This window comes from Streptococcus infantis, from assembly GCF_018499575.1.
GTDB classification, from domain to species: Bacteria; Bacillota; Bacilli; order Lactobacillales; family Streptococcaceae; genus Streptococcus; species Streptococcus infantis_K.
Map to the genome: position 1 here is coordinate 770946 of NZ_JAHDAP010000001.1, position 12142 is coordinate 783087.

A 12142-nucleotide genomic window follows, 5' to 3' on the forward strand; every position below is an offset into this window, starting at 1 on the left:
AAAAACCTCGAGAAATCTCGAGGCTTTTTTTGTATTATGCTTCTTTCTTATTAGCGTCAGGAAAGAGAAATCCAATTCCCACACAAGCTAGCACACCAGCACCGATAACTAAACCACTTGAAAGTGGCAAGATATCAAGAATGGCATTGGCGATGATAAAGGCAATGATCAAGCTCATGAGACTGGCCTTATAATCTTTTTTGACTAGATTTTCAAGAGTGAAAAATAGAAATAGACCTACTGGAAAGAGTGCCCAGATATTAACATCCAAACTTGGCCATCCAACCAAACCAAAATACAAGACTACTGCTGCAACGACTAAAAATCCGATACCTAATACTTTTTTCATGATATAACCTCATTTTCTATTTTGTTAGGAAGCTTTATCTCCCCTTGACAATTACTACTATAACAAAAATAAAAATCACAAACAATAGCTTTTGCCTATGTGGTAGTCATGATAGACTATGTGGTCAGAAATTAATAAAAAGGAAAAAAGAAGTCCAAGAGGACTTCTTTTAGTCTGCCGATTGCAGGGTTATTAAAAACCCTAACAATCGCTGTTATATCAACACTTTCAAGAGTGGTCGGTCAATATTTGGTCAAAATAGTGACTAACTTATTTTTTGACTAACCTTCACTTTAACTCTTTTTTTGCCTTATTAATGGAATTCTAAGCTCTTTATCACTCAGGCAATTCCACTTTCAAGCTCATATCCGTCGGTTGTAACACTTTCTGAACAGCTGCGAGAAAGGCTAGTCCATTATCCGATGGAGAATATTGGAAGGTGATATGGATAACTTTTTTGTCAAAACTATCGCCATATCGTGCCACATACTGCTTGCTTTCGAGGAAGTAGATGTAGTTGTTGAGTTTTTCTTGAAGTTTCAAGAGATGTTCCTCTTCTAATGACTCAATCCATTTGTTTTCATCAATCAACAACAACTCTAGATGATCATCAGAGACGCCCATCGCATCGATGCTTGTAACGTCTAGTTCAATTTCCTCAACTTCTTTAATAGACTCTACTACTTTAGGTGGATTGTCATATTTTTCCTTGAATTCCTTAAGAATCTTCTCTACCTTTTCCACCTCATAATACTTGAAAGAAGGAATTGATTTAATATTTCCAATTAATCGACCATAATATCCACTAGTTTTTAACTCGTTAGGAAGTTTTTCTATTGTATCAAGTATAAGAGGAACTAATTTTCTTGTATCAATTTCAAAAGGAAGGGGCTTATATTCCGCCAGAATAAAATCTTGAAGCAATAAATATTCTGTAACTTGCCATATTTTCTTTTCATCAATACTTAAAGAGAACTCTTTTAATATCTCAAATGTCCTTTTCTCTATATCTTTATCACCTTCTACATATAGAGGGAATAAACAATATTCCATCAACACCTGAATATCAGTGTATTCTGTTATCATTGAGTTGCGTTGTTGAAAACGATACCTAATATCCTCTCCAAGAAATGTTTCTGCTTCTTTCCCTTCCTTCATTATTTCACGATAGTCTTTTACAAAATTTTGATAGTTTTCTTTATTTTTCAATTTGTATGCCTGCATTTATTTACTCCATTGGTTAATTCTAAAAATTCCCTCAACTCATAGTATATAAACAAGTTCCTCACATGCTATGTCAAAGGTGATACAGCATCAAAACTTTACTTTTCAATAGAATTTAAAAAATCATCAATATCTTGGCCTTCTAAACTTTTGACCTTAACTCCCTGATCTTTAAAGATTCCTAAAGGTGTTTCGATTATTTTTAATACTTCAATGTCTTTTCGGCTAATCTCTTTTGCCCATTCTAATTTGTTTATCTGCTTGAATCCCAACTCATCCTTTATTTGATTTTGGTTGGCGCTTGGTATTATTTCAAACCAATCTTTCTCAATATTTCTTCGAATCATCCCACTACTAACATCAAAAGAATGGCCCTTATATTGAATTTCATAATGAATACTGTATAGATAGTCTAGCTCCTCTATCTTGACTTTTTTGACAAAATGATCTTTAAACACTCGACCACTTATTTTAGAAACATATGCTTCAAAGCCTTCATCTTGAGATTTGCTATGCAATGTAATTTTGCTTTCACCAGCAAATTGTTCAGCTGAATATCTAATGCCTTTATATATCGCGTACATATTTTCTCCTCAAAGAGTTTCAGTCTACAACCAACCCTTTGCTTTTAAAAACTTGTCGGGAATGCGAAGCTCGATTTCCGCCATAATTTCTTTTAAGTAGCTGTCCCAATCTGTTATCTGGCTGTAAACAGCTGGTTCTTTAGTGATTGACACCTTCACTTCTTTCGTTAAAACAATGAAGAATTCACACATGTCATTTTCATAATCAAATTCAATCGCGAAGTAATCGTAAGCCTTAAAATCTATTTTAAAAGTTTGATGATTGGGTTCGTCAACTATATCGTATATACAAAATGTTCCAATTCGCTTGGCAAAAACTCTATCCAATATATCGCAGAATTCATCCGCTAAAAAATCCATTTGACTTTCAAACATTGCAATATACCTCTTCTTTTATACCATCCCTTGGCTTTTAAAAACTTGTCGGGAATATGAAGCTCGATTTCCGCCATAATTTCTTTTAAGTAGCTATCCCAATCTTTTATTTCACCAAAGCCGACCATACTTTTACCACCATTCAAAGAGGCTCCGTATCGCTCACCTACAAAAAGAGAAAAGCTACAAAATCCTCTATCATAGTTGAAGAATATTAAATAATAATCATACGCAACAAACCGAATTCCAAATCGCTGATAAGGTAAATACTCAACAACATCCACAATTTTTGGCTCAGTGATGCGATCACCAAATACACTTTTGATTTTTTCTCTCGTCTCTTCTGCTAGTCGAAGCATTTTATTGTCTTCCATTCGATTCCTCCTTTTCTCTTACAACCAACCCTTGGCTTTTAAAAACTTATCCGGAATTCGGAGTTCGAGCTCATCCTTGATTCCTTTTAAATAACTATCCCAATCTATTATTTTGCTATATACAGCTGGCTCTTTAGTAAGGGATAGCTTCACTTCTTTCGTTAAGACAATGAAGAACTCGCACAGGTCATTCTCATAATCAAATTCAATAGTAAAGTAATCATATGCCTTAAAATCAATTTTAAACGCACGATGATTGGGTTCCTCAACTATGTCGTATATGCATGTATCATCCACTCTCTTCCCAAAATAAGTTCGAAACATTCTGCTCGTTTCTATAGCAAACTTCCCAGTTTCATTTAATTCCATAATATTATTCTCCTCAAAGAAATCATTTTCTTTAAAATCTATTTGGTCAATTCTTTAATAAAACTTCCGCTCTATCTGAATCTAGAAAGTCTTTCAATAATTGCAAGGTTTGTTCGACTGACTTTCTATCACGTCCATACACTCTTTTTAGGCTCTTATCATCGATTATCTTGGATAAAAAGGTGATGGAAAATCTTTGCTCATCAGTTTGAGTGAACCAAATGTTAAACAAGCCACCCTCTCCAGCTTCCAATTGCCTATTTTTACCGGTTGATGATATCCCCATCGTCATATGATAACCCTTATACACGAAGGGAAAATTAAAATTTTCATCTTCTCCTTCATGAATGGCAATCGTATCAAGATCTATCGAAAAAACTTGCTCTAACGCTTTCTTGACATTCTGATAGCCTAGACTCTCTCTTATAGATAAGTAACCTTCGCTCATTTATAGCCCTCACTTTATCAATCCTCGACGTTTTCGTTCTAAATCAATATCCATCCATTACATAACTAATCTTGTAACATAGCTAAAAACTCTGTAAAGTTATTAGCTACAAACTCTATAGTAGGCTCCAACTCATACGATTCCTCGTGGTACCAGATACAAATGCTTGGATTTTCGGGATTCTCAATATAGTTTAGACAAATAAAGTCACCGCTAAACAATGCTGCTATGGGGACCAACTCAAATCCCAAAATATCTTCATGAACAAACAAACGTTCATCCAGTTGGGACATTACAACATCAATGTCATACACGCCTAGTGGATTGTCTTTTGTGTTTTCTAATACACACAAGAATCGTTCAATCAAAAAGGACCTATTTTTTAAAGAAAATAAATTTTTAGAAGGACGAAAACCATTTTTTCTCATTATAAAATTCTTATAATCGTCAGGTAATTGAACTTTCCACGCAACTTCTCTTTTCTGTAATAACGCATCAGTTGGCAGTGGATAGATGACTGATTGTTCTTGTTGTGGCATATTTTCTTCTCCTACATTTTCTCGCCTTTTACTTCCTCAAACCATTTTTCAAACTCTAGACGTGGAATCAATTCCTCATCCTTGTCATAACGCCCTTCATAACTATAGCGACTATCAAGACTGTTTTTCTTGGCATCATAAATCAACCACATCTCAGTTGGGTGTTCACGGTCATATTCTTGGCAAACATCAAGCATTTTCTGTATATCTTCAAGACCAAACCGTTGTACTGCTACCATCATATTTTTTGAAGTATCTACTTTTTTATTTAAAATTTCATTCACCGCATACATTTTTGTCACAGTTCCATTAATTTTATAAAAAACATCAAAAGAAAGTAACGCTTCTTCAGAGATACAATAAATGTATACTTTTTCTGCTTGATTTTGGACATATTCCATTGCTAGTGAAATCATGCTAACTTGAACTTCCATAAATTTATCTTCAAATTGGGACATCTTCTTCTCCTATAGTTGCTTGTTTTTTACTTCCTCAAACCATTTTTCAAATTCTAGTCGTGGAAGCAATTCTTCATCCTTGTCATAACGCCCTTCATAGCTATAGCGACTATCAAGGCTGTTTTTCTGAGCATCATAAATCAACCACATTTCAGTTGGGTGTTCACGGTCATATTCTTTGCAAATATCAATCATTGCCTCTACATCCTTGATACCTTCCTTTAACAAGGCAGTTTGTAAACTAATATCAACATGAGAGTCTTTAGGTAAATAATCATTTACTAAGTGTTTGTGTACAATATTTCCCTTAATCTCATAGAAGAGATTAAAACTATACAAACTGTCCGCTATCGCATAGATATATACTTTTTCTGCTTGATTTTGGACATATTCCATTGCTAATGAAATCATGCTAACCTGAATTTCCATAAATTTATCTTCAAATTTTATCATGTTACTCTCCTACTCTAACTCAGATAAATTCGATCTGTATTGTTTGCTTACTCATCATGGACTGCACTTCCTTGACAAGTTTATCTATCTCGTTCTGCGTGATACGAATGTGGTTGTACGGTGGCTCCCAATTCTGTAGACTTGACCTATATACAGTAAAACTACCATCGGTTAACAATTCTCCCTTCGCTTTTAAAACATAACCATTTTCATAGTCAAATGTGATGATAGACCTTGTACCAGAAATTTTCATTCTACTCCCTTTTCTTATATCCCTTTCAGATTAAACTTGTAGAGCACTCATAACTTTTTTATTTGGTATTCCAACATGATAGAACTACCTTAAAAATCAATGTTAACGTTTTCCATTATTATACCATACAAGCGCTTGATATGAGGGGTTTGCTAGTTAAAAACTAACAAAAAAACACTGAATCTTCAGTGTTTTTCATTATATAGGATTGCAGGGATCGAACCTGTGACCTTCGCGTTACGAGTGCGGTGCTCTACCAACTGAGCTAAATCGGCGATTACCCTTATAGTATAGCACTATAAGGAAGGATGTCAAGGAATTCTTAACCCATCTTTTTAATCAAAATCTGACAAGGATTTTGAGGCCCCCAAAGTTGTGGAAAAATCTCTAATTTTTTAAAGCCAAGACTGCGATAAAAGACATTTGTTCGATCATAATCTTTATTAGAGCCTTCTGCTACTGTTTTCACTTGTAAATAATCAACGTTTTTGCGTGCTTCACTTTCTAAAGTAGCAAGCAACTGACTTCCAATTCCTCTTCCTTGATGAGCTTTTTTTACACCGAGACAATCAATCTCTGCACAATCTTCACTAGAATAGGACAAGCTTACAAAGCCAAGCAAATCACTCTCCTGAAAGGCGCCCCACACCTTCAAGTCCTTGGCTCCTTCGATGTAGGCTTGCGTGCTTTCTGGTATTCCAAACCATTCTGGCAAATCCTTTAAAACCTCAGCGACAACTGCCATTTTTTGCTCTTCATCCTTAACTTCTTTAATAACAAGCATCATAAGTTCCTTTCTTGATTTTAGTCTTACTTTAGCTCTTACGAGCCTGCACTTTCGTAAGCGTCTAATCCCCTATCCCAGAGTTTCAGAGAGATGCAAAAGAAGATAAGAGAAATCAGAATCAAACCACCAATATTAAAGAGTCCATCCTTGCCTTGCAAGAAATAGCCGGCAGGATAGTAGGCCGTAAAGGCGAAAGGTACAATAAAGCTAATTAACCAACGAAGGAGCGAATTGTAAATGGAAATCGGGTACTTGGCAAAATCATTAAACATATAGAAAATGTAAATCATGGCACCTGACTGCTTGGTCCAAAAAGCGATACTGGCTGTAGCAATTTTTAAGGAAGTATAAATCAAGGTCGCAAAAGGAATACAAACTAGAAAAATCAGGAATTTTGGAAGAGTCCAAGCAATGCTAGTCGCCGTTGTCGCTAGTAAAATTCCACCGACCAAAAGTTCACCCAAGGCATCAATCTGAAAGGTCTCAACGAGGATGTGAAAGAGAGGATTGATAGGACGAGTCAGATACTTGTCAAACTCCCCTTTTCGAACTAGTCGTTGACCTAAAGCCCAGAGATTGTCAAAAAAGAGATGGTCCAATCCCTTAGGAATCAAGGAAAAACCATAGATAAAGGCTATCTCTTGAAAGGTCCAGCCTTCTAAGGAGGGGATATGTTGAAAGATGACATTGAGAAACAAGAGGTTCAGGCCTTGAGTCAGAAAGACTCCCAACACACCAACCACAAAATCTACCTTGTATTCCATGATTTGCTTGATGTACTGTCTGATAAAAATCAGATGCATGCGTTGATATTTTTTCATACTAACCTCCCTGAATGGTGATAAATGACTGGACTCGTTTCCAAATCAACTGAGACAAGCCCACCATCACTATAAGCCAGAAAAGCTGAAGCAAAAGTGCTTGAAGAATCTGACTAGCATCGTATTTCCCAACAATGATCATAACCGGAGTGTAAATCAAAGATGAAAAAGGCAAGAAGGAGAGAATAGCTGAAACCACCTTTGGAAAGAAAGCCAAGGGAATCAAACTCCCAGACATAAAGGCCACTATGGAAGTCTTAAGTAGGTTGGAACCCCAAAGATTTTTAAATACAAAGGCTGAAAATCCAAAGCAGATATTAAAGAAAAAGTTAATCAGATAGGCCAGCGTTAAGCTAAAAAGATAAAGGGTAGTTAGTCCCAGCACTTCTACAATCCCTTGCCCAGATAAGATTTTCATCAAAACAATGACACTTAAAAATGGCAGTCCAACAGAGATAAAAATCAACCACTTGGAGCCAAGTTCAGTGAAAAGGTAAGAGGCCGCAAAATGCACTGGTCTCAGCAAGCGCATGATAATGGAACCATCCTTGACCTCATCACCAATCATAAAGGAAGAATCCGACCTAGTCAGAAGATTAGTCACAAAACTCATGATGATGTAGAGGGTGATATCCGCCATACTGAAGCCCTGAATCAAAGGCTCCTGGGAGGAATCAAAGACAGCCTTCCAGAGATAAAAGGCCACAAAAGCACCCATGACATCGCCAATCCGATAAAGAATAAAGTTGACTCGATAGCTAATCAACTCTTGAATCCCTGCATTGATAAAGGGTTTATAACGTCTCCACAATTTGACCATCTTAGAGCTCCTTTCGATAGAAGCGACGGATAATATCTTCAATATCCGTATCTACCATCTTCAAATCACGGACCTCAAAATCAGATAAGGTTTGCTTGATAATATCGGCTGATTGGTAGCGGGAACTATCAAATTCAATAGTCAGGTTATTTCCTTGTCTATCAATGGACATATCAGGCAAGCCTTCATAGTGAGAGATGAGATGACTTTGACCTGGCGTCAGATCGAAGGAGAGAGTCTTCATCTTTCCAAAGGTTTCCTTGAGTTGGCTAACCGTTCCATCAAAAATCTCTTGCCCCTTATCAATCATAAAAATCCGATCACAAAGTTGCTCAATATCACTCAAATCATGAGTGGTCAAAAGAATGGTTGTTTCTTCCTCCTGATTGATCTGGGTGATAGCCCGACGAATGTTATCCTTGACCGACACATCCAACCCAATAGTCGGCTCATCTAAAAAGAGAACCTTGGGATTGTGAAGCAAGGAAGCCGCAATATCCGCCCGCATCCGTTGACCTAGTGAAAGAGTCCGAACAGGATCCTTGATAAAGTCCTTCAAATCCAAAACTTCATTCAAAAAGTCCATGCGCTTGTGAAAGAGCGAGTCCGGGACATCGTAAATCTCCTTCAAAACCGTGTAAGTCTCTTGCAGGGCCAAATCCCACCATAGCTGGGTGCGTTGTCCGAAAACGACTCCAATATCCTTGACATAATCTTGGCGATTATCCTGTGGAATCTTGCCATTAATCCGACAAAAACCAGATGTCGGTTTCAAAATTCCGGTCAGCATTTTAATGGTGGTTGACTTCCCAGCACCATTTGCCCCAATAAATCCTAAAATCTGCCCTTTTGGAACCTCAAATGTCAAATCCTTAACCGCTTCAAATGTCTGCTTTTCAGGATGAATAAAGGAACGCAAAGCCCCCTTTAAGCCCGGTTCCTTGACTGTCTTCACAAAATTTTTCTGAAGATGTTGCACTTCTATCATTGCCATATCTATCTCCCTTTAGTAAGAAACAACATTGTATTTTTGACTACAAAAATTCTAAATCCTTACTTTCTACACCTTCTCAATCTTATTAGTTCAGAAGGATTTATACCAACCTATTATAATCCAATAAAAAAAGGAATGCAAGCGTTTTCTTATAGATTGTGAAATGTGAGATTTCTCTCTTAAAACACCAAAAAACCTACCCTCAGGGGCAGGTTTGTTGTAAAGAAAAAGAATTTTTTTAATCAAAAAATTAACGATTCTACTATTAATCCTTCAACATTTAATGATTGTCATCAGTCTAAAATGATTTCTATCCCTCAATTCCTCTTTAAAAAATCTTCAATCTGAGAAACTATTTCATGACTTTGATAATGATAAAGGTCGTGTGGTGCATCCATATAGATGACTTTCACATTAGACTGTTCACTAGCAAACTTCTCTGCGTAGCGCTTCCATTCAGATTGACTAAAGCTTGTATCTTGACCGTTAGAAACCAGTAGTAAGGTAGGGATTTTGGGATTGATGCTAGAGGGAACTTTCTTGGCATTTTCCTTTACCATACGGGATTCATGAAGCATAGCTTGTGATATCAACTGCTTATATGCTAGTAATTTATATTGTTGTCGTTCAGCTTCAGTCAGAGTTGGATTTTTTATATAAAAGGACTCAGGGAAATAGCGTAATAAGCCAATCTTACTGCTCCAATAAGCCACAGTAAGCAATGCCTTATTATCCTTTAAATCTTCATAACTAGCTGGCAGTGCCCAATCCAGACCAATCAAGGCTTTCACTTCATCAGGATATTTTTCCTGCCAAGCCAGACTCTCAAGACTAGCCATAGAATGAGACAAAATGATAAAAGGCCCTGTGACATTAGCCTGAGAAAGAGCTTGACGAGTCTCAGACAAAACCTCCATCACATCTCTTGAATGATTGCTATCATCACTATAACCATATCCCGCTCGCTCCACGATGACTACCTTGTATCTTTTCGATAAGGAATCCGACACATTCTTAAAGTCCAAGATTGGAGAAGCAATACCGGCACCTGAGAGAACGACTATAGTCTCTGGACCATCCCCTTCAACGTAGACATTCATTTGATGCCCATTGACAAGAACTCTTTGACCCATAGGTGTTAGTGAGGCTTGTTCTTTTTCTAGACTAATACGGTGAAAGATAAATGTAGCCGTTAGAAACAAAAGAATGAAACTAATAAAGCCAAGGCAACATTTTTTTAGTTTTTTCATAGCATTATTGTACAAAAATTAGAATCTTTTAGCAACTTAGGGATGGTTCTTCTCCAGTTTTCTATATTTCGTTTGCGAACTTCTTCTTCACTCATCAAATCTTGTTCGTAAGTAGTTTTCCAACTCCTCTTGGGATAAATCACTAGGAAGTTCAAACACATACTCATAGCCTTCATCACAAAAGGAAACCTTTTCTTCAGCTGGAAACCATTTCCGAAGCCAGATGATATAGGATGCATAATCTTGTAACCTGTTTGTTGAATCAAAGTAATTTATCACAAAAATATTTTTCTTGCTACTCAAAGAACTTTCCAAGGTAAGCTGAGGACTTTGATAATCCCAAGAAAGCGAGTAAGCTTTTTCAGGGTTAGTCCTTTCTCTGATTATAATACCTGGGAATTCTTCTCTCAAAGCAGTACAAAAGGCTTGTAAATCTAGGAATATGTGTTCTTTACTCTCAATAAAGATAAAATCAGCAGTACTCATCAATCTCTCCCCTTCTTTTTAAACTTTAAACTGAAAACAGACCTTAACCATCAATGGTAAAATTCTCCAGACACTCAAATGCCTGCCCCTGATAGTCAAAAGAAAAGATATGAATATCATCAAAAGTTTGATCGCAGAAAGTAACGGTTTGTCTTTCTGGCTCGATGATGGGTTTACCCAATTTTTCAGTAGCTTCTTCATCTGTGAAATGACCATAAAATTCTTGTAAATGAGGCAATATAAATGCAAGAATACGAGACCTGTTTCTATGGTAATTGGATGCAAGCAACTGAGCTCCCACCTCAAAATTCACACTTGGTTTTTCTTCCCAAGCCACAAGAACATCATCTACTTCATGAAGGTAGGCTTGTAAGGACTGATCGAATATCATAGCTATTTTTCCTTTCAAAAGTTGATTAAAAAGCTAGTTTTACCCAAAAAATCACTAAATGATTCTCTCCATCCTCATTATATCACTTTTTAAATAAGGTTGAGAAGAGTTGAAAAATGAGAAAACCCACCCTCAGGGGCAGGTTTCTGTTTTGTATGGTTAAGCTAGATTAAGCTTTACCTTCTGAACCGAATACGTCGATACGTTCTTCAACTGATGCTTGGATAGCTTTTACACCGTCAGCCAAGAATTTACGTGGGTCGAAGAGTTTCTTCTTGTCGTATTCTGCTTCGTTTGCTTCGTAGTCACGAGCAAATTTACGAGTTGCGTTAGCGAATGCGATTTGGCATTCAGTGTTAACGTTAACTTTAGCAACACCAAGTTTGATAGCTGCTTGGATTTGATCATCAGGAATACCTGAACCACCGTGCAATACGATTGGGAAACCTGGTACAGCTTCAGTCAATTTTTGCAAGTGATCAAGATGAAGACCTTTCCAGTTTGCTGGGTAAGGACCGTGGATGTTACCGATACCAGCTGCCAAGAAGTCGATACCAGTTGCAACCATTGCTTTAGCATCTTCGATTGGAGCCAATTCACCATCACCGATGATTCCATCTTCTTCACCACCAATAGTACCAACTTCAGCTTCTACTGATACACCATTTGCATGCGCAAATTCTACAACTTTACGAGCTTTTTCAAGGTTTTCTTCAACTGGAAGGTGTGAACCGTCAAACATAACTGAAGTATAACCAACTTGGATACACTCAAGTGCATCTTCGTAGTGACCGTGGTCAAGGTGGATAGCTACTGGTACAGTGATACCCATTGATTCAACAAGGTTAGCGATCAAGTTGCGAGCAACTTTATAACCACCCATGTATTTAGCAGCACCCATTGAAGTTTGGATCAAAACTGGAGCTTTTTTAGCTTCTGCTGCGCGCAAGATAGCTTGAGTCCACTCAAGGTTGTTTGTGTTAAATCCACCAACTGCATAACCGTTGTCACGAGCTGCTTGGACAAATTTTTCTGCTGAAACGATTGCCATTTTATCAGGCCTCCTGTATATTTTTATGGGATATCCCATTTACATTGTTCATTTTATCACTTTTTAACAAAAAAAGCTAGTTTTTCCTGTAGTTTGAATTGAATTTCTTCTATTTT

Annotated in this window: 19 protein-coding genes; all 19 read right to left on the minus strand. The window is 37.0% G+C overall.

Annotated elements, in window-relative coordinates; all coding sequences use genetic code 11:
- Positions 1 to 34: 34 nt before the first annotated feature.
- The 19 genes from KJR31_RS03735 to KJR31_RS03825 all read right to left on the minus strand — a co-directional run bounded on the left by KJR31_RS03735 (position 35) and on the right by KJR31_RS03825 (position 12026).
- Positions 35 to 349, minus strand: a complete 315-nt coding sequence (locus KJR31_RS03735; protein WP_214262131.1) for a hypothetical protein — start codon at positions 347 to 349, stop codon at positions 35 to 37.
- A 336-nt stretch (positions 350 to 685) separates the two neighbouring features.
- Positions 686 to 1573 carry an NAD glycohydrolase inhibitor gene (ifs, locus tag KJR31_RS03740; protein ID WP_214262132.1) on the minus strand — a complete coding sequence of 296 codons (888 nt, stop codon included), beginning with the start codon at positions 1571 to 1573 and terminating at the stop codon, positions 686 to 688.
- A gap of 98 nt (positions 1574 to 1671) precedes the next feature.
- Positions 1672 to 2157, minus strand: a complete 486-nt coding sequence (locus tag KJR31_RS03745) for a hypothetical protein (protein ID WP_214262133.1) — start codon at positions 2155 to 2157, stop codon at positions 1672 to 1674.
- A 24-nt stretch (positions 2158 to 2181) separates the two neighbouring features.
- The gene (locus KJR31_RS03750) at positions 2182 to 2532 is read right to left on the minus strand and encodes a hypothetical protein (RefSeq protein ID WP_214262134.1); all 351 of its coding nucleotides are present in this window, start codon (positions 2530 to 2532) and stop codon (positions 2182 to 2184) included.
- Positions 2505 to 2906, minus strand: a complete 402-nt coding sequence (locus KJR31_RS03755; RefSeq protein WP_214262135.1) for a hypothetical protein — start codon at positions 2904 to 2906, stop codon at positions 2505 to 2507. Before KJR31_RS03755 ends, KJR31_RS03750 begins: the two co-directional genes overlap by 28 nt.
- 18 nt (positions 2907 to 2924) lie before the next feature.
- Positions 2925 to 3275, minus strand: a complete 351-nt coding sequence (locus tag KJR31_RS03760; RefSeq protein WP_214262136.1) for a hypothetical protein — start codon at positions 3273 to 3275, stop codon at positions 2925 to 2927.
- A 46-nt stretch (positions 3276 to 3321) separates the two neighbouring features.
- Complete coding sequence (locus KJR31_RS03765) at positions 3322 to 3723, minus strand: hypothetical protein (RefSeq protein WP_214262137.1); 402 nt, start codon at positions 3721 to 3723, stop codon at positions 3322 to 3324.
- Between the two features lie 65 nt (positions 3724 to 3788).
- Entirely contained in the window at positions 3789 to 4262 is a 474-nt protein-coding gene (locus KJR31_RS03770) for an SMI1/KNR4 family protein (RefSeq protein ID WP_214262138.1), read from the minus strand.
- A gap of 11 nt (positions 4263 to 4273) precedes the next feature.
- A complete protein-coding gene (locus KJR31_RS03775; RefSeq protein WP_214262139.1) occupies positions 4274 to 4720 on the minus strand; it encodes a hypothetical protein in 447 nt (148 codons plus the stop codon).
- A 9-nt stretch (positions 4721 to 4729) separates the two neighbouring features.
- Positions 4730 to 5173 (minus strand): hypothetical protein, encoded by a 444-nt coding sequence (locus tag KJR31_RS03780; protein ID WP_214262140.1) that lies wholly within the window; start codon positions 5171 to 5173, stop codon positions 4730 to 4732.
- Between the two features lie 19 nt (positions 5174 to 5192).
- The gene (locus tag KJR31_RS03785; protein WP_214262141.1) at positions 5193 to 5426 is read right to left on the minus strand and encodes an Imm74 family immunity protein; all 234 of its coding nucleotides are present in this window, start codon (positions 5424 to 5426) and stop codon (positions 5193 to 5195) included.
- 322 nt (positions 5427 to 5748) lie between these two features.
- Positions 5749 to 6210, minus strand: coding sequence for a GNAT family N-acetyltransferase (locus KJR31_RS03790; RefSeq protein ID WP_214262523.1), 462 nt, complete (start codon positions 6208 to 6210; stop codon positions 5749 to 5751).
- 38 nt (positions 6211 to 6248) lie between these two features.
- Complete coding sequence (locus tag KJR31_RS03795; RefSeq protein ID WP_214262142.1) at positions 6249 to 7034, minus strand: ABC transporter permease; 786 nt, start codon at positions 7032 to 7034, stop codon at positions 6249 to 6251.
- A 1-nt stretch (position 7035) separates the two neighbouring features.
- A complete protein-coding gene (locus KJR31_RS03800) occupies positions 7036 to 7854 on the minus strand; it encodes an ABC transporter permease (RefSeq protein ID WP_214262143.1) in 819 nt (272 codons plus the stop codon).
- A gap of 1 nt (position 7855) precedes the next feature.
- Positions 7856 to 8848: an ABC transporter ATP-binding protein gene (locus KJR31_RS03805; protein WP_214262144.1), complete on the minus strand. Its 993-nt coding sequence runs from the start codon at positions 8846 to 8848 to the stop codon at positions 7856 to 7858.
- 317 nt (positions 8849 to 9165) lie between these two features.
- Entirely contained in the window at positions 9166 to 10098 is a 933-nt protein-coding gene (locus KJR31_RS03810; protein ID WP_214262145.1) for an alpha/beta fold hydrolase, read from the minus strand.
- Positions 10099 to 10185: 87 nt separating this feature from the next.
- A complete protein-coding gene (locus tag KJR31_RS03815; RefSeq protein WP_214262146.1) occupies positions 10186 to 10584 on the minus strand; it encodes a hypothetical protein in 399 nt (132 codons plus the stop codon).
- 43 nt (positions 10585 to 10627) lie between these two features.
- Positions 10628 to 10975, minus strand: coding sequence for a hypothetical protein (locus tag KJR31_RS03820; protein WP_214262147.1), 348 nt, complete (start codon positions 10973 to 10975; stop codon positions 10628 to 10630).
- Between the two features lie 169 nt (positions 10976 to 11144).
- A complete protein-coding gene (locus KJR31_RS03825) occupies positions 11145 to 12026 on the minus strand; it encodes a class II fructose-bisphosphate aldolase (RefSeq protein WP_001019005.1) in 882 nt (293 codons plus the stop codon).
- Positions 12027 to 12142: the final 116 nt, after the last annotated feature.

What these genes read in the sequence shown, in the direction of transcription:
- KJR31_RS03735 (WP_214262131.1), bottom strand. Translation starts at nt 349, where the DNA reads ATGAAAAAAGTATTAGGTATCGGATTTTTAGTCGTTGCAGCAGTAGTC.
- ifs (WP_214262132.1), bottom strand. Translation starts at nt 1,573, where the DNA reads ATGCAGGCATACAAATTGAAAAATAAAGAAAACTATCAAAATTTTGTA.
- KJR31_RS03745 (WP_214262133.1), bottom strand. Translation starts at nt 2,157, where the DNA reads ATGTACGCGATATATAAAGGCATTAGATATTCAGCTGAACAATTTGCT.
- KJR31_RS03750 (WP_214262134.1), bottom strand. Translation starts at nt 2,532, where the DNA reads ATGTTTGAAAGTCAAATGGATTTTTTAGCGGATGAATTCTGCGATATA.
- KJR31_RS03755 (WP_214262135.1), bottom strand. Translation starts at nt 2,906, where the DNA reads ATGGAAGACAATAAAATGCTTCGACTAGCAGAAGAGACGAGAGAAAAA.
- KJR31_RS03760 (WP_214262136.1), bottom strand. Translation starts at nt 3,275, where the DNA reads ATGGAATTAAATGAAACTGGGAAGTTTGCTATAGAAACGAGCAGAATG.
- KJR31_RS03765 (WP_214262137.1), bottom strand. Translation starts at nt 3,723, where the DNA reads ATGAGCGAAGGTTACTTATCTATAAGAGAGAGTCTAGGCTATCAGAAT.
- KJR31_RS03770 (WP_214262138.1), bottom strand. Translation starts at nt 4,262, where the DNA reads ATGCCACAACAAGAACAATCAGTCATCTATCCACTGCCAACTGATGCG.
- KJR31_RS03775 (WP_214262139.1), bottom strand. Translation starts at nt 4,720, where the DNA reads ATGTCCCAATTTGAAGATAAATTTATGGAAGTTCAAGTTAGCATGATT.
- KJR31_RS03780 (WP_214262140.1), bottom strand. Translation starts at nt 5,173, where the DNA reads ATGATAAAATTTGAAGATAAATTTATGGAAATTCAGGTTAGCATGATT.
- KJR31_RS03785 (WP_214262141.1), bottom strand. Translation starts at nt 5,426, where the DNA reads ATGAAAATTTCTGGTACAAGGTCTATCATCACATTTGACTATGAAAAT.
- KJR31_RS03790 (WP_214262523.1), bottom strand. Translation starts at nt 6,210, where the DNA reads ATGCTTGTTATTAAAGAAGTTAAGGATGAAGAGCAAAAAATGGCAGTT.
- KJR31_RS03795 (WP_214262142.1), bottom strand. Translation starts at nt 7,034, where the DNA reads ATGAAAAAATATCAACGCATGCATCTGATTTTTATCAGACAGTACATC.
- KJR31_RS03800 (WP_214262143.1), bottom strand. Translation starts at nt 7,854, where the DNA reads ATGGTCAAATTGTGGAGACGTTATAAACCCTTTATCAATGCAGGGATT.
- KJR31_RS03805 (WP_214262144.1), bottom strand. Translation starts at nt 8,848, where the DNA reads ATGGCAATGATAGAAGTGCAACATCTTCAGAAAAATTTTGTGAAGACA.
- KJR31_RS03810 (WP_214262145.1), bottom strand. Translation starts at nt 10,098, where the DNA reads ATGAAAAAACTAAAAAAATGTTGCCTTGGCTTTATTAGTTTCATTCTT.
- KJR31_RS03815 (WP_214262146.1), bottom strand. Translation starts at nt 10,584, where the DNA reads ATGAGTACTGCTGATTTTATCTTTATTGAGAGTAAAGAACACATATTC.
- KJR31_RS03820 (WP_214262147.1), bottom strand. Translation starts at nt 10,975, where the DNA reads ATGATATTCGATCAGTCCTTACAAGCCTACCTTCATGAAGTAGATGAT.
- KJR31_RS03825 (WP_001019005.1), bottom strand. Translation starts at nt 12,026, where the DNA reads ATGGCAATCGTTTCAGCAGAAAAATTTGTCCAAGCAGCTCGTGACAAC.